Origin of the sequence: Flavobacterium lipolyticum (assembly GCF_020905335.1) — a bacterium.
GTDB classification, from domain to species: domain Bacteria; phylum Bacteroidota; class Bacteroidia; order Flavobacteriales; family Flavobacteriaceae; genus Flavobacterium; species Flavobacterium lipolyticum.
Window position 1 is genome coordinate 2,000,289 of record NZ_JAJJMN010000001.1, and the last position, 16,468, is coordinate 2,016,756.

16 protein-coding genes are annotated in these 16,468 nt (G+C 36.0%); 5 read left to right on the forward strand and 11 right to left on the reverse strand.

What is annotated here, in order from left to right; genetic code table 11:
* Window positions 1-11: 11 nt before the first annotated feature.
* Window positions 12-1,238: a DUF4374 domain-containing protein gene (locus tag LNQ34_RS08840; protein ID WP_229999323.1), complete on the forward strand. Its 1,227-nt coding sequence runs from the start codon at window positions 12-14 to the stop codon at window positions 1,236-1,238.
* Between the two features lie 155 nt (window positions 1,239-1,393).
* Window positions 1,394-1,864 (forward strand): OsmC family protein, encoded by a 471-nt coding sequence (locus LNQ34_RS08845; protein ID WP_229999324.1) that lies wholly within the window; start codon window positions 1,394-1,396, stop codon window positions 1,862-1,864.
* Between the two features lie 558 nt (window positions 1,865-2,422).
* On the opposite strand, the gene LNQ34_RS08850 is transcribed toward LNQ34_RS08845, so the two are convergent.
* Entirely contained in the window at window positions 2,423-2,704 is a 282-nt protein-coding gene (locus LNQ34_RS08850; protein WP_202701019.1) for a hypothetical protein, read from the reverse strand.
* A 170-nt stretch (window positions 2,705-2,874) separates the two neighbouring features.
* Between LNQ34_RS08850 and LNQ34_RS08855 the strand changes: the two genes are divergently transcribed.
* Window positions 2,875-3,270, forward strand: a complete 396-nt coding sequence (locus LNQ34_RS08855) for a helix-turn-helix domain-containing protein (protein WP_229999326.1) — start codon at window positions 2,875-2,877, stop codon at window positions 3,268-3,270.
* An 81-nt stretch (window positions 3,271-3,351) separates the two neighbouring features.
* Here the strand turns inward: LNQ34_RS08855 and dinD are convergent, their stop codons facing one another.
* From dinD to LNQ34_RS08875, 4 genes are all read right to left on the reverse strand, one after another.
* Window positions 3,352-4,191: a DNA damage-inducible protein D gene (gene dinD / locus LNQ34_RS08860; RefSeq protein WP_202701023.1), complete on the reverse strand. Its 840-nt coding sequence runs from the start codon at window positions 4,189-4,191 to the stop codon at window positions 3,352-3,354.
* 374 nt (window positions 4,192-4,565) lie between these two features.
* Window positions 4,566-6,086 carry a Dyp-type peroxidase gene (locus tag LNQ34_RS08865; RefSeq protein WP_229999328.1) on the reverse strand — a complete coding sequence of 507 codons (1,521 nt, stop codon included), beginning with the start codon at window positions 6,084-6,086 and terminating at the stop codon, window positions 4,566-4,568.
* Window positions 6,087-6,110: 24 nt separating this feature from the next.
* Entirely contained in the window at window positions 6,111-6,785 is a 675-nt protein-coding gene (locus tag LNQ34_RS08870) for a hypothetical protein (RefSeq protein ID WP_229999331.1), read from the reverse strand.
* Window positions 6,786-7,598: 813 nt separating this feature from the next.
* On the reverse strand, window positions 7,599-8,795 hold the full coding sequence (locus LNQ34_RS08875) for a C1 family peptidase (RefSeq protein ID WP_017496941.1): 1,197 nt from the start codon (window positions 8,793-8,795) through the stop codon (window positions 7,599-7,601).
* Window positions 8,796-9,037: 242 nt separating this feature from the next.
* Between LNQ34_RS08875 and LNQ34_RS08880 the strand changes: the two genes are divergently transcribed.
* Entirely contained in the window at window positions 9,038-9,835 is a 798-nt protein-coding gene (locus LNQ34_RS08880) for an AraC family transcriptional regulator (protein ID WP_229999332.1), read from the forward strand.
* Between the two features lie 79 nt (window positions 9,836-9,914).
* Window positions 9,915-10,775, forward strand: a complete 861-nt coding sequence (locus tag LNQ34_RS08885) for a CPBP family intramembrane glutamic endopeptidase (protein ID WP_202703539.1) — start codon at window positions 9,915-9,917, stop codon at window positions 10,773-10,775.
* A gap of 158 nt (window positions 10,776-10,933) precedes the next feature.
* On the opposite strand, the gene LNQ34_RS08890 is transcribed toward LNQ34_RS08885, so the two are convergent.
* The 6 genes from LNQ34_RS08890 to LNQ34_RS08915 all read right to left on the reverse strand — a co-directional run bounded on the left by LNQ34_RS08890 (window position 10,934) and on the right by LNQ34_RS08915 (window position 16,438).
* The gene (locus LNQ34_RS08890) at window positions 10,934-11,515 is read right to left on the reverse strand and encodes a DUF4136 domain-containing protein (protein ID WP_202703538.1); all 582 of its coding nucleotides are present in this window, start codon (window positions 11,513-11,515) and stop codon (window positions 10,934-10,936) included.
* A gap of 387 nt (window positions 11,516-11,902) precedes the next feature.
* Entirely contained in the window at window positions 11,903-13,336 is a 1,434-nt protein-coding gene (pyk, locus tag LNQ34_RS08895; protein ID WP_202703537.1) for a pyruvate kinase, read from the reverse strand.
* Between the two features lie 5 nt (window positions 13,337-13,341).
* Window positions 13,342-13,830: an IPExxxVDY family protein gene (locus LNQ34_RS08900; RefSeq protein WP_202703536.1), complete on the reverse strand. Its 489-nt coding sequence runs from the start codon at window positions 13,828-13,830 to the stop codon at window positions 13,342-13,344.
* A gap of 124 nt (window positions 13,831-13,954) precedes the next feature.
* Window positions 13,955-14,695, reverse strand: coding sequence for a ribonuclease III (rnc, locus tag LNQ34_RS08905; RefSeq protein ID WP_017496945.1), 741 nt, complete (start codon window positions 14,693-14,695; stop codon window positions 13,955-13,957).
* A gap of 9 nt (window positions 14,696-14,704) precedes the next feature.
* On the reverse strand, window positions 14,705-15,958 hold the full coding sequence (fabF, locus tag LNQ34_RS08910) for a beta-ketoacyl-ACP synthase II (protein WP_017496946.1): 1,254 nt from the start codon (window positions 15,956-15,958) through the stop codon (window positions 14,705-14,707).
* 243 nt (window positions 15,959-16,201) lie between these two features.
* Window positions 16,202-16,438 carry an acyl carrier protein gene (locus LNQ34_RS08915; protein ID WP_007137004.1) on the reverse strand — a complete coding sequence of 79 codons (237 nt, stop codon included), beginning with the start codon at window positions 16,436-16,438 and terminating at the stop codon, window positions 16,202-16,204.
* Between the last annotated feature and the right edge of the window lie 30 nt (window positions 16,439-16,468).

Consider the following 16,468-nt stretch of genomic DNA (forward strand, 5'->3'; position numbering starts at 1 on the left):
AATCAATGAAAATGAAATCGTTCTTAAAGAAAACAACATTTATGGTTTCTGCTGTTACTATGTTTGCGGCAGTTGTAAGCTCTTGCAGTTCAAAGTCAGATGAAGTAGAAGCCGAAAGTGCACAGCATTTTACAATTGCCAGCTGGACTCAGGATTTGCAATATATCGCATCGGTACCTTCATTATCAGAAGGATCTTTAACTTTTAAAGGGAAAGGTATTGAGGCTAACGGATCTCGTTATATCTGGCACAAACAGTATGTTTATTTGATGAACCTTCCGCAGAAAAAATTCATTCAATACGAAATGGGTAAAGACGGAAGCTTAAAAGAAAAAGGGGCTATACTTACAGACGGAGTGGTTCCGAATTACTTTCAATCGCTGAATATTGTAGACGATAATACCATGTTGGTTTTGGGAGGACTGGATATCAATAATGGTACTGTGGGCTGGGCCAGAATCAAACTAAGTGATTTCACGATCGAAGCAAAAGGAACATTGGCCGTACCATACGACGCTGCTAAAAAAGGAGTTCAGTTTTCTGTTGGAAGAGCATTTGTAGACAACGGAAAGCTTATTCTGGGAGGTTATTTTTACGACAACGAATCAAAATCCTATACAGTTGATGGCGTAAGAGCTTTAGTTTATGATTATCCTGCAATGAATAACTTGAAAGTAATCAAAAGTACTGCAACTGAAGGTGGAGTGGGTTATGACTACTTACATTCATTAGACAAAGACGAAGAAGGAAACCATTACTTTGTAGCGAGTGCCGGTAAATTCTGGACAGGTGTAGGCGGAAAATCTGGAGTGGTACGTATTAAAAAAGGCGCAGCAGATTTTGATAAAGATTATTTTATTGATGTAACAACACCATTAGGAAAACAAGCCTGTTTGATGGGAATCAATTATGTGGGTAACGGAATTGCAATTGGTACCGTTCAATACGAAGAGTTAATGACTTCAGTAAGAGACCGTTTAAAAAACGTAGGGCAGTTGGTTAGAATTGATTTGAAAAACAAAACAGTTTCGTTGATTAATACACCTTTAAGCCCGGTTTCAATGGTGCGTTCACCATTGGTATACAAAGGAAAGTATTACACCGCAATTAGTCCTGTTGATGCTGTAGCCTCAATTTACGAAGTTGATCCTGCTACAGGAGCTTTCAAAAAAGGAACTACTTTAGATGGCGGAGGTTCTGTTACGGTTAATTTAATAGCGCCGCATCCGACAAAATAATAGTAAACTCAAGTTTCTAATTGAGTAAGTATGGCCGGAAGAAATTCCGGCCATTTTTTGTTTGGGATGAGTTTGTAAAAAACGTCACATAGAGACAAGACTAATTCGCAAACCATATAAAATCTTAACTTCGCAAGAACAAAAATACAATCGTGATGAAACATTTATTCAAGGCAGCTGTAAAATGGACTTTTAAACCAAAAGGAGAAGATGCTGTAAAAAGATTTTACAGCAAAAGTCATCAGATTACCATCGAAGGAAAACCGATTTTAAATGTTTCGGCTGCCAAAGCTTTTAAAGGAGATCCTGAATTGTATAATCCCGAAGATTTATTGCTGAGCAGTCTCGTTTCCTGCCACATGATGTCCTATCTGTATGTATGTTCTCAAAACGGAATAGAAGTTCTGGAATATTCAGATCATGCAGAAGCAACCCTTGAAGTTTCTCCTGATGGAAGCGGACGCTTTGTCGCCGTTCATCTCAACCCAAAAGTAAAAATTGCAAACGCCGATCAGATTGAACTGGCCAATGCACTTCATACCAAAGCTAACCAATTGTGTTTTATAGCCAATTCCTGCAATTTCCCTGTTTCGCATCACGGAAGCTGTGAGGTTTTTAAGGTATAAGTTTTAGTTTAATTATTAGCGTTCCTTGCGTAAACCTTTGCGCTCTTTGCGGTTAAAATAGCACACGGATCAGCACGGATTTTTTATTATTGGTTAACTTCTGAGAAATCCGTTTTTATGAGCGTTGTCGCAAAGCGAATCTGCGTAATCCGCGTTCCTTTTTGTAATGCTAATTTGGACACAGCATTTTGATATTGGTTACCGATAAAGTGTTTCTGCGTTCCTTGCGTAAACCTTTGCGGTTAAAAAATAGCCCACGGATTGTACGGATTCGTTTCACGAAAACACGGATCAGCGCAGATTTTTTTATTATTGGTTAACTTCTGAGAAATCCGTTTTTATCAGCGTCTTCGCAAAGCGAATCTGCGTAATCCGCGTTCCTTGCGTAAACCTTTGCGGTCTTTGCGGTTAAAAAATAGCCCACGGATTGTACGGATTCGTTTCACGAAAACACGGATCAGCACGGATTTTTTTATTATTGGTTAACTTCTGAGAAATCCGTTTTTATTAGCGTCTTCGCAAAGCGAATCTGCGTAATCCGCGTTCCTTTTTTTAGTGTTAATTTGTATTCAACATTTCGATACTGGCTTTTTCGATTTCCTGATCAGTAAAAGGATCTAAGGCTTTTGCCAGCATTTTACTGGTTTTGATACAGCTGATCATTTTGGTTCGCAGATCAAGATCGTCTCCAATTTCGGTTTTAAGAATCTCTTCGAAAATCTCGGTTAAATAAGCGGGTTGGTCTCTAAATTCTCCTTCCATCCAGAGTGTCGATAGAAATTGAGCTACAGCAGTTATTACGTTATTTTGATCTTTAGGGCTTTGATTTTCTTTTGGCATGGCGTTTAGTTTATGGTTAGTAATTATACGAAAAAACGTACTTTTGTTTGGTGGGCGCAATTAAGCGATAGATAGCGTGGTATCGAAAAAAGTAAGATTGTAAACCACTAAGCAAAGCTTGTGTTTCACAATCGCCATAAATTCTCAACAATTTTAAATATCTTTGAATTATGAGCACAGCAACAAAACCAAAACATATCGGCAGAAACATTAGCCGAATAAGAGAGCTTAGAGGAATGAAACAAGAAGCATTGGCCATCGCTATTGGTGTAAGCCAGCAATCGGTTTCTAATATCGAAGGAAGCGAAACGGTTGATGAGGAGAAATTGGCGAAAATTGCTGAGGTATTGGGTGTATCAGCGGAAGCCATTAAAAATTATAGTGATGAAGTGGTACTAAACAATATCCAAAATAACTATGAAGGATCTACAATCCATAGCGGACCAACAGTAAACCATAATTGTAATTTCAATCCACTGGACAAAGTTGTAGAACTTTACGAGCGTTTGGTGCAGGCTGAAAAAGAGAAGGTTGAATATTTAGAAAAATTATTGAAAGGGAAGTAATTCTTTTTGTAAAAAAATAGAAACTCAAAGAAGCGCTACAGATTTTGCAGCGCTTTTTTAAGATTTTATAATAATTTTAAATTATTTATTCTTTTTTTTAGTCTCCTTTAAGATCTTTTTGTCGTCGCTGTCCAATTTACGTTGTATTTTTTTTACATCTTCAGCCGTAGGAAGATTTTCGGGAATAATCCCTCTCTGGGTAAGCATATTTCTTACGGCTTTGTTATTTTCAATATGCTCGCTTTCTATTTTGTTTTGGCCTTTTAAATCTTTACTCTGTACATTCAAACCTGTCATTTCTGCCGCTAGATCTTTGGCTTTTATACTAATTGTAGGTAAAAAATCAGCAACTGGTCTATTGTCAGGAATTCCCATTTTTTTCTTAAGCAGTAGTGTCGATAAACGAAATAATGCTTGATCACCTTTAGAACGAATTAATCCAAAACCTTTATTATCTACACCACGCTCAAATAATATTCCTGAAAGCTGTTTTTCAGTTTGAGTAAGTTTTTCTCTTGCTTTAATTCTTTCAAATTCTAGCAAACGTTGTTCAATTATCTCTGCTCTTCGAGTTTGAACAGCAAAATAATTTTGAGCAAATGCAATTTTTTCTTTACGACTATCTCCGTTTTGAGCAATTAAATAGCAGGCGTAACGGGTAAGCGCTATATCTTCTATTAAATGCTGAGCACCTTTTCCAGCTTCTATCACCTTCCTGACTTCAGGAAAGTGATCATTTATTTCTTCTCCTGCATTTGTACAAGCGTCTTTTGCTTTTCTGATAACTTTTTCAAAGTTCTCCCATTTACTGTAACCTAATAATTTTTGCAATTCTCTCGCACTCCAACATTCAACTCCTTCTATGTTTGATGCAACTTCTTCAAATTGTTGAAAAAGGATTATGATTTCCTCACTTTTCATAAGTGCTGTTTTATATATTTATAAAAATGAATTCTTGTATTTTCAGTAATTACCTCATGAATAAATTTAATTTGCACTTAAATATTGAACAGTATATGTTTCATTAAGTATATTGTTACTAATTCATCTTCCCTTTTAAGAGGATAAATTACTAAATCTTGAGATTTAATATTTTTCTCATTGTAATCAATATTAACAATAAAATATTTATAAATTCAAATATACACTTTATCTAAATGATTTTATAGCTAAAACTATTGAAAAATAACCTGCGTATTAATAGAAAAAGCGCTATACAAATTTGCAGCGCTTTATCTATTTCATAAAAAGGGTAAACTCCTAATTTCTAAGCAAGATCAAAAAGAATTCTGAATCTATGATGAGGGCGGAATTTTTCCTTCTGCAATATATTTTAAACCAGTAATTCCCGGTAAAAACAAATACAAACTTCCATCAGTACGAATGAAACGGGTCAGACCAGGAACTTCGTTATAGGTACCATTTTTATTGAAAGCAAAAATGGAATCATAGGGATTGGTATCTGAAACCTGCGGACCAAATAGAGGATCAACACCGCTGTAATTTGGAGAATCGTCGGGGTTTCTGAAACCACCCATTTCTAACCAGAGTTTAGTAACGAAGCGAAATTGAAAATCGAGAACAGCTCCGATAAACAGTCCAACGAGTCCTCTTTGTATGCCGGCTTTTTCATTAGGATCGTATACGGGACCATAAGGCGAAGCGCGTCTTACAATTCTATGGGTTTCTGCATTGTTACTGTTTCCGGTCACATTAAAATCGTCCCGCGGGTTTGCTCTTCGTATATGTGCTGCATAAGGACACTTTAACCCGTCTTCGTCACTGCTTTGATCGCCATGTTGGTTGGGACTTGGTGTTAAATAATTGAAGTTCGTAAAATTGAAATTTTTAGAACTTGGTTCTCCCAGTGTTTTATCTTCTTTGTCAGGAGAGACCACAAGAGGCGTACCATCGCGCCAGCGTCCGCACATTTTGGCGGCCATTAATTCGGGTGACGTTTTAGGGTCTGAATGGATGAATTTGTTGAACTTCGCTTCATCCTGATACAATAATCTAAATGCCGCAAAGGAACCGTTTACCAAAAGGGGATGTGCATTATAATCATCGGCATCCGAACTTATTACAAAACGATCCAGCGGAACTTTTGGTCTGTCGTCGATACTGCTTATTCCCATTAATTTTTTTAGTTTGGGTTTGTTCCATACAATATCATCAATGCGCGGCTGAGATAAACTGTCCCGATAACCAAAATGGACATAATCTGAATTACCATCGACCGTTATAGGATCTGAATCCTGATAGTAGACCGGAATTACTGATGCTCCTCCCGATGCTGCTTTGGGAATCATTTGCAACAAATCGGCATAATATTTTTCTCTGTTTTTGGGCGTTAAAGTAAAAAGCGTTAATTGAATATGAAGATCACTGCCGTCCGGTTTCGGTTTTTGCTTTGGTATCCAGCCTCCGTTTTTCCACCAGTTAGCCGGAGCACTTTCGTCTGTGTCTCCCATTTCGGTTGCGTCAGCTATAGCTCCTTTTTTAAACGAAGCAAAGACTTCGGCACTTGAATCATCATTTATTTCGTTGCAATTGACTGTCCCTATGAGTTTTTCCAAACCCCAATACGTAAACCCGATATTCAGACAATAATCAGGTTTAATCATATTTTCCCAAGGTTCAGCAGTGGTAATATGCAAACCTGTGGTACTATTTTGTGAAGCAAGACCGGCACAGAATTTTTTTGCTCCTTTAACGTCTCTTATGCTTAGAATAATGTACCTGATATGCGGGAAATTATACCCTTTGAGTATTAATCCCTGCACATCATTCATCTCCGCCTGATTTGAATTGCTCATCTTTTATCACAATAAGATTAGGAATTATTTGCAATCTGGTTTTTGGGCTTTTGGGAAACTATAAGTGACATCACTTGGAGCCGGTGGCCATATTTCGCTGGCTTTTGGATATTTATCAATAATCTTGGCGACTGTAAGACCCGGGAAATTGGTACCAAAAGTATATTTTCCGTTTTTATCGCCGGCAGAAAAAACAGGATCTCCAAAATTATAACGCATCAGGAAACAAAAGAATGCTGCTGCATTTTTTTTAACTCCTTTCTTTTTTATGATATGTTTTGCTGAGGTTGGTCCGTCCGGGTCGACGCCAGGAATTCCTGTTTCATCTATTAAATGCAACAGACCATTTAAGCCATTTACAACGGCTTCAATTTCAAAAAAAGCATTGATATAAGCATCAAATTGTCCGTCGTAGATTGACATTACCACCATTACGTCTTTTCCCGGAAAAGATTGAAATCCTGGAACCGGAATTCCCGGAGTAGGTTTTCCGTCTTCTTGTGCATAAATTGTAAAATAATGAACACCGGTTGTTTTACGGAGATCTCCGCTTGGAGCTGTTGCAGGAGCTGCAGCTTCTCTAATTAGCTGAGCAGCTTTTATAGCCTCTGCCAAAAGGCCTTTTTTTAACGGAAGAAATAAAAATAGCAGATGTTGTTGCTCTGTAATAGGTACTGTAATTACTTGTGATGTTGACATGTTTTAATAGTTGATTTGATTGTCCTACTCTGTTTAGGCTTTTCGGGAGACGCCTCTTAATTGCTTAAGCAAGACGAATTTATGGATACTAAAAACAACTCATCCAAGTACTTATACCTGATTTAGACAAAAAATAGCGCTTAACGTTCCTTGCGTAAACCTTTGCGGTCTTTGCGGTTAAAAAATAGCTCACGGATTGTACGGATCAGCGCGGATTTTTATTATTGGTTACCGATAAAAGGTTTCTGAGTTCCTTGCGTATACCTTTGCGGTCTTTGCGGTTAAAAAGATAGCCCGCGGATTGTACGGATTCGCTTTGCGAAAACGCGGATTAGCACGGATTTTTTTTATTATTGGTTAACTTCTGAGAAATCCGTTTTTGTCAGCGTTTTTGTGAAACGAATCTGCGTAATCCGCGTTCCATTTTTGTAATGCTAATTTGGATACAGCATTTTGATATTGGTTACTGATAAGATGTTTCTGAGTTCCTTGCGTATACCTTTGCGCCCTTTGCGGTAAAAAATAGCCCACGGATTATACGGATTCGCTTTGCGAAAACACGGATCAGCGTGGATTTCTTTATTATTGGTTAACTTCTGAGAAATCCGTTTTTGTCAGCGTTTTCGTGAAACGAATCTGCGTAATCCGCGTTCCATTTTTGTAATGCTAATTTGGACACAGCATTTTGATATTGGTTACTGATAAGATGTTTCTGCGTTCCTTGCGTCAACCTTTGCGCTCTTTGCGGTTAAAATAAAAAAGCGCCACAATTTTCATTGCAGCGCTTCTTTATTTTTTAAAACTCTAAGGTAATTAAACCCCTAATTTCTTAGCAAGATCAGAAGGAATTCCTCCTTTGTTTACCATTAAGGCAGTTGTTTTGTATTTTACAAAATTCTTAGTTACAAACAAGAAACCTTTGTAGTCGTTTGTTTCTCCCCATGAATTTTTAACGATGTAATATTCTTTTCCGGTTTGATCTTTGGCTAAACCAATGATGTGCATTCCGTGATCGTCAGTAGTCGTGTAGTTGTCAAATGCTGTTTGACGCATTTCCGGAGTAATCTCTGGTTCCGCTTTTGGTCCGTTGAACATGTCAGCTTTTTCTTCAGCCGTCATATCGTCGAATTTTTTAGTAGCTACATAAGCTACACCATTTTTCCAGCTAAAGCTTTTCTCACTTACGTCAGTTGCCCATGCTACCGTGTATCCTTTTTTCAAAGCATTGTCGATAACATCTGTCATGTCGTTTACTTTTACGTTGTAAACCTGATCAAATGACCAGTTGTCCGGTACCATCATAGTTGTTTTTTGGTAGTACGGAGAAGTTGTGAAAGATGACATTTCGATATACTCATCAGGATTAATTCCTACTACTTCTTTAGCAAAAGATTGCGGAGTATAGTTTTTTCCTTTGTAAGTAAAGTTATCCGGTGTTTTTCCTAAATAAGAGTCGATAACAGCAGCGTATGCTTTTTGCCAGTTTGGCGTTAATTCTCCGTTTGGATTTTTCACTACAGCAGCCAAAACGCCTTCGATAAGAGCGGCCATTTCACCAAATTTATTTTTGTCGGTTCCGTAGTTTAATCCTGTGTAAACTTCTCTCGGAACGGTTCCGTATTTTTTGTACATATTAATTACATCGTGCAATGCACCACCGTCGCCTAAGCTAACCGCTCCGTGCATACGTACGTAATTGATTCCTTTTTCAACATAAACGTTTCTTGCCGAAAAAATCTGAGACAATTCAACCGGTTGTTTTCCTAAACGAATCATTTCTGATTCTAAGAAAGAGTTGGTCGAATAACTCCAGCAAGTTCCTGATGAACCCTGAGCTTTTACTGAGGTAGTTCCAAGATTAATAACTTCAGTGAATTTAAAGTTTTCTTTACTTTTTTCGCTTGCATTCAGTTTTAGTGAATTCACTAAAATGTCCTGTGCAAAACATCCGGTTGCCCCAACAAAAAATACAGAAGCTGCCAGTACTGATTTGAATGAAAATGTATTCATAATTTATGTTTAAGATTTTGATAAATTAGTCTCTCGTGTTTCTAATTTGTTACAAAACAATTAAATTTTAGCTAATAAAACTAACCTGTAATCGTTAATTTTTACAAAATGTTTTTTTTAAGCTAGAAAAACCTACAAACAATGCAAAATGAGAGACTATTTTAGAAACAAATCCAAATGACGATTTATTTCTCCAAAATATGTAGTATTTTGGTTCTTGTAATTACACTTTATATTACAAAATGTACGAGCTCGAAAAAGAGAAATATCTGGGAAACACCAAAAACATTTTTAGCAATACGCAAGGGATTGCTGTTGTTGAAACTGAATATAAAAGTAAAGTTTACGAAGGCTGGCATTCGCACAATAATGCGCACATTACTCTTTTTTTAAAAGGAGGAACGGCCGAAAAGCGAAAAAACTCCAGTACTATTGTTGGCCCGGGATCGTTATTGTTTTACCATAGTGATGAACTGCATCTGAATCAGGAGACGCTGTTTCCGTCTAAAAACATTAATATTGAAATTGAAGAAAATCTGTTGAAAGAACTTCAGTTAACAGAAGCTATTATCGAAAGATCAGTTCAGAATACGGCACTGTCTAAATTTTTAATCCTGAAGATTTTTAAAGAATCTCAGATTGCTGATGCTTTTTCCGGAGATACCATTACGATGTTGTTTGCTCAATTATCCAAAGATAATAACCATTTGGACCAATTTGAAAAAAGTCCGTTTTGGGTAAAAAGCTTAAACGAATTATTAAATGATTGCTGGAACGAGAATCCAAGTCTGCACAATCTGGGACAGATTTTAAATTTAAACCCCATTACGATTTCGAAACATTTTCCTAAATACTTTGGCTGTACTTTAGGAGAATATATGCGCCGAATTAAAATAGATCGTTCGCTTTCGCTTATACAATCTAATCAAACGAATCTAACCGAAATTGGTTTTCAATGTGGTTTTGCAGACCAAAGTCACTTTATTAGAACCTTTAAAAATCAAACCGGATTTTTACCCAAACAATTTCAAAAATTATAACGAAGGCAAATTTCATTCTATTTTTTGGTTTTGATGCCTGCTACTTTTGCTACATCATAAATCATTAAACCAAATAAAAATGGAAACGCTTACTTTAAAACAAAAAACGTTTAATTCTCCCATAACCAAAATTATTCTTGCCTTACTTACTTTTATGGCAGTTGTTATTATTGGTCAGCAAATAGCAGCAAAATTACTGGCATTAACTCCACTCGATAAAGAGTATCGAAATCTTTTAAAAGGGCTTTTTGTTTCGGCATCATGTATTTTTAGTTATATCCTTTTTTTTAAAAAGTATGATAAAAGAACAATAAAAGAGTTAGCAGTAAAAGGGCTTTTAAGAAATCTGTTTATTGGAACTGCAATCGGTTTTACTTTACAATCACTCACTATTTTGGTGATTTATCTCAACGGAAGTTATAGTGTTGTAAGTATCAACCCGGTTTCGTTTATCCTCATTCCGTTTTCTATTATGTTTACTGTTGCTATTATTGAAGAAATATTGGTACGTGGTATTATATTTAGAATTATGGAGGAAAAACTGGGGAGTTATATTTCGCTTACAATTTCCTCCATACTATTTGGTGTTTTTCATCTTGCAAATCCGCACGGTAGCTTTCTTTCGGGCTTATGCATAACTACGGCAGGTTTTTTATTTGGCACCGCTTTTATTTACAGTCGTAGTTTATGGTTTCCGATTGCGTTACATTTTGCCTGGAATTTTACACAATCAGGCATTTACGGGGCAATTACATCTGGAAACGAAAAAACGAGTAGTTTAATCGTGAGCAAAATACAAGGTTCAGTATTGATAACCGGAGGAGAATTTGGTCCCGAAGGGAGTATTCAGGCAACATTCTTTTGTCTTATTGCGACTATTATCTTATTGGCATTGTGCCATAAAGAGCGTAAGATTATAAAGCCTTACTGGATTAAATAATTTTTAGTTGCTAATTTCACGTATTCATACAGCAATACAAATTCCCGACCTGATTAAGTCGGGAATTTTTTTAATTTCATCTTAGATCGGCTATGGTTACGATACTGGGGTAACAGATCTGTTGCGTATTTTAGTGCTTGCTTTTTGGAGTTGCAAACCTATTTTTTTGTTAATCCGGGAGGAAATCCTGCCAGGATTTTTTTGACAGATGATGCAATAAACTCTTCCGGATTGTTAGGTTGGCTGTCTATTTTAGCATTACCTATTCCTTGCCATATCAGTTTTTTTGTTTTCGTTGATACAATATCGATGATTAGAGAGCCATCGACATAATCATAGGTGTTGACGAAGGTATTGGCGCCTCCCATCATGGCACCTCTACCCCAATATCCATACGGACGATACATGCCACCATAACCATAGAAGTCAGTGTTTGCCGATACCTCAGTTTTGTTTTTTAAGATTGATATGGCATTGATTTTTAGATCCGGGCTAGCTGTAGTTTCTGTAAAACCTTTACTCAACATTTCGCTGCGGATGGCTTTTGTAACACGATCAACGTTTAATTGACTAATCTGACCTTCCTGTTCTTTTAAGTCGTAAACGGCAAAAGTTTTATACTCGCCGAAATTAGTGCTGCGATCGTAATCGGTGGTAACTCTTACAGTTGGGGAGCAGCTGTACAGTAAACCCAATAAAAACAATGGGATTATACGAAGATTCTTTCTTTTAATATTCATCTTTTGGTATTTAAATTAATGATTAAATTAGTTAAATTAGAAATTATTAAAATATTGATTAAATCCTGAGTATAGGTAAAGTTGTATTAAATAAATATTGGCGTTTGTGGTAAGTTGTTATAATTCAATTGATTGCTTCTCTATCAAAGATAAACGATTTTATTTAAATAGCATAATGTGCGAGGTCTTTGCTTTTGATGAAAAGAGGGAATTATATCAATTTTACTTCTGTTTTAGCCCAATGTTTTCTGCTATAATGCCGATGTAATAGGAAAATAGTACAATGCAATTGGACTATATTGAACATACAATCGGTACTAAAATACAGGAATAAAAAAAAACCATTCGATAATCGAATGGCTTTCTATGTAAACTTAAAAAAGTAAACTATTCTATTTCAGAAACTCTCATGGTGTTTACCATTCCTTTTTCTTTAATTGGCATTGCTGCAAGATTGATTAAATAATCTCCTTTTACAACATATCCTTTTTCTCTTGCGATTTCGTTAACATCAGTTACAGTATCATCTGTGCTTTCGTCTTTGTCATAGAAGTAAGATCTTACTCCCCATAACAAATTCAATTGTGTTAAGATTCTTCTGTTTGAAGTAAATACTAAAATATGTGCAGATGGTCTCCAGGCTGAAATTTGGAAAGCAGTATAGCCACTATTTGTCAAAGTACAAATTGCTTTTGCTTTGATTTCATTAGCCAATAAAGCTGCCTGATGACAAACTGTTTTAGTAACAAAACGTTTTGTTTTAATTTGTGGTGTGTTTTGCGGAACCTGAATAAGCGGAGAGTCTTCAACTGCCTCGCAAATTTGTGTCATTTTTTGGATAACCTGTACCGGATAGTTTCCTGTAGCCGTTTCACCTGACAACATTACGGCATCAGCTCCATCCATTACCGAGTTAGCAACGTCGTTTACTTCAGCTCTTGTAGGTGTTAAACTGGTAATCATTGTTTCCATCATTTGTGTTGCAACGATAACCGGAATTCTTGCCGTTTTTGCTCTGTGGATCAGGTCTTTTTGTACCAATGGTACTTCGTGAGCAGGAAGTTCAACCCCTAAATCTCCACGGGCTACCATTAAGGCATCACAATACGCTACAATTTTATCCATGTTCTCAAGAGCTTCCGGCATTTCAATTTTAGCTACGATCGGAATTTTATGTTCTGAATGTTTGGCGATTAATTCTTGAAGATCTTGTAAATCACGAGGTGTTTTTACAAACGAAAGTGCAATCCAGTCTACTTTTTGTTCGATCGCGAAAATCGCATCAGCAATATCTTTTTCTGTTAAAGCCGGTAAAGAAATTTTAGTATTTGGAAGATTAACTCCTTTTTTAGATTTTAATTCTCCTCCCTGAATTACTTTAGCGGTAACTTCTGTTTTTTTGTCTGTGGTAAGAATTTCGAAGATTAATTTACCGTCATCCAATAAAATACGTTCTCCCGGATTAACATCATTTGGGAAATTTTGATATTTCATGAACACTTTCTGAGCGTTTCCTATGATATCTTCAGCAGTTGTAAAAGTAATAACATCACCGTCATTTACTACTGTTCCTTCCTCCATTACCCCAACTCTAAGTTTTGGACCCTGTAAATCACCTAAGATTGCAGTAGTGTAACCAAACTCTTCATTAAGACCTCTAATAATATTAATTTTATCTTTTACTCCTTCGTAATCAGCATGCGAAAAATTGATTCTAAACACATTAACCCCTGCTTCGATCATATCCTTGATAATCTCCCTCGTACTACATGCAGGCCCAAGTGTAGCAACAATTTTGGTTTTTTTGTTTGTTTTTAGCATTTTTTTTAAAAAATTAGATTGTTTTTTGATTTTATCTTGTCAGTATCTACAGCATAAATTGCTGCAATACTTTCTATTTTGTTTAATTGTTGTTGAATTTCTGAAAAGTCAATAGCTTCTTCGCTATTGTCAATTTTCAGGAAAAAATCTACTTTTTTGAATTCAGGAAGTAAATGAATTGTTGTTGAAACCTCACTTGTTTCATTGGAAAACAAATCTTGAGAATCATTTTTACTCACTGAAATGATCTCATTTTTATTCTGAATCAGATTCCATGAAACTGCTTTTTCGGAGTCATAATAATAAAATCTCGAAAAATTTGCCTCGCCTTCTTTAGTCTGAGCATGGATCTCGTTTTTGCTCTTACTTAAGTTTATCGGAAGGTTTTTATTGATAAAATAGGCCAATCTGTAATCTTCTAATGAAGTGTGAATTGCCATTAAATAATAATCAATTTCGTCAAATTCGTCTAAATCCAATCTATGAATAGCCATGTCATGAAAAATAAAGTGTAAATATACTATTTCTAACGGAGCATCAATAGTTAAGAAGTGTATGTTTTTGTTAAATTATAAACGAAAACGTTATAGCTTTAAGATAGTTACAAGTGTTTTGTAGCTATTTCTTGTCTATTTTTTCCTGAAATGCAAAATATGCCCTTTGTGAGGCTTTTTCTTCTGCTTTCTTTTTTGAGGTTGCTCTTGCTCTTGCAATGACTTTATCGTCTATGCTTAATTTTACGCCAAACAAACGTTGGCCATCAATGCCGTTATCTTCAAAAATGTCGTAATGAAAGATTCTTTTTTCTTTCTGACACCATTCGATAACCAAACTTTTATAGCTAATTACTTTTCCTTCAAGTCGTGCTATATCGACATAAGGAGTGATCACTCTTTTTTGAATAAATTTTTCGCAAAACGAATATCCTTTATCCAGATAAATAGCTCCAATAAGGGATTCAAAAATATTACCATGAATATTTTCGCCAAAATGCTGAATAGGAACTTTGCTTTCTACAAATCGAACGAGATTGAGGTCTTTGCCCAATTCATTCAAATGTTCGCGGCTCACAATTTTCGAACGCATTTTGGTAAGGTAACCTTCGTCGCCTTTGGGGGCTTTATTAAACAAATGTGCTGCGATAACGGCACTTAACATTGCGTCTCCTAAAAACTCCAAACGTTCGTAATTAATCGGATGTCCTGATTCGTCTAATTTATTGGAAGAGCGATGTGTAAATGCTTTCTTATAAAAATCGATAGAAACAGGCTGAAATCCAAGTATTTTCTGAATAGTGTCAAAAAAAATCCCGTCTTCTTGAGAACGGGATTTAGAAAATATTTTTTTGATAATATTCATATGCAGAAATTAGTCCACTAATTTTTTAAACAATACGCAAGCATTGTGTCCACCAAAACCAAAAGTGTTACTCATAGCAACATTTACCTCTCTTTTTTGAGGTTTGTTTAAGGTAAGATTCAATGAAGGATCAATGTTTTCATCCACTACAGTATGATTAATCGTTGGAGGTACAATTCCGTGTTGCATAGCCAGAATAGAAGCAATCGCTTCAATAGCTCCGGCAGCACCCAGTAAGTGACCTGTCATTGATTTTGTAGAGTTAATATTGATTGTTTTTGCATGATCTCCAAAAACAGCACTAATTGCTTTTAATTCCGCTACGTCTCCAAGAGGAGTAGAAGTTCCGTGAGTGTTGATGTGATCCACATCTTCAGGATTCATTCCGGCATCTCTTAAAGTGTTTTTCATTACTGCAATAACCCCAATTCCTTCCGGATGTGGTGCTGTTAAGTGGTAAGCATCAGATGACATACCGCCACCACCAATTTCGCAGTAAATTTTTGCTCCTCTAGCTTTTGCATGTTCGTAATCTTCAAGAACTAATGCTCCGGCTCCTTCTCCTAATACAAAACCATCTCTGGTTCCGTCAAAAGGTCTTGAAGCTGTTTCAGGGCTCTCGTTTCTTGTCGATAAAGCGTGCATCGAGTTAAAACCTCCCATACCAGCAATGGTAATGGCAGCTTCTGAACCACCTGATACAATAACATCACACATTCCTAAACGAATGTAGTTGAAAGCATCAATTAAAGCATTTGCAGAAGAGGCACATGCAGAAACAGTGGTATAATTTGGTCCCATATATCCGTTACGCATCGAAATGTGTGCAGGTGCTATATCGGCAATCATTTTAGGAATAAAAAACGGATTGAATTTTGGTGTTCCGTCTCCTTTAGCATAATAAATTACTTCTTCCTGGAAAGTTTCCAAACCTCCAATTCCTGCTCCCCAGATAACACCAACTCTTGTTTTGTCTATATTATCATTAGTAAGTCCGGCATCTTTAATAGCTTCATCGCTGGCAGCAACTGCATATTGAGCGAATTTATCTAATCTACGAGATTCTTTACGATCCATAAAATCTTCAATATTGAAGTTTTTTACTTCACAGGCAAATTTCGTTTTATGCTTCTCTGTATCATAATATGTGATAGGAGCGGCTCCGCTAACTCCATTCACAAGTGCATTCCAATATTCCTGGATATTATTCCCGATAGGAGTAAGTGCACCTAATCCTGTTACAACAACTCGCCTTAATGCCATAAATATGTATTTTGTACTTTAAACAAATAAAACCCACGCTTTCTTAACTGTACTGTTTACTTAAGAGCCATGGGCATTACAATATAAATATATCTTTTTGATTGAAAATCAATCGAAATTTAATTTTGAGAAAAAATAATAACACCCGATCCTTAAAAATTTCAAATTTTAAAAAACAAATACCAATAACTGGAGTTTGGAATTTCAAAAAATGGGGATTTTTAGAAATCGGGTGTGGTATTATTATTTTTTAGCTTCTTCGATATAAGAAATAGCTTGACCAACAGTAGCAATGTTTTCTGCTTGATCGTCTGGAATTTGAATATCAAATTCTTTTTCGAATTCCATAATAAGCTCAACAGTGTCTAATGAGTCAGCTCCTAAATCATTAGTGAAGCTTGCTTCTGTTACAACTTCGTTTTCGTCAACACCTAATTTGTCTACGATAATCGCTTTTACTCTTGATGCAATGTCTGACATAATCTTTAATTTTAGAATTTAATTTGTTGG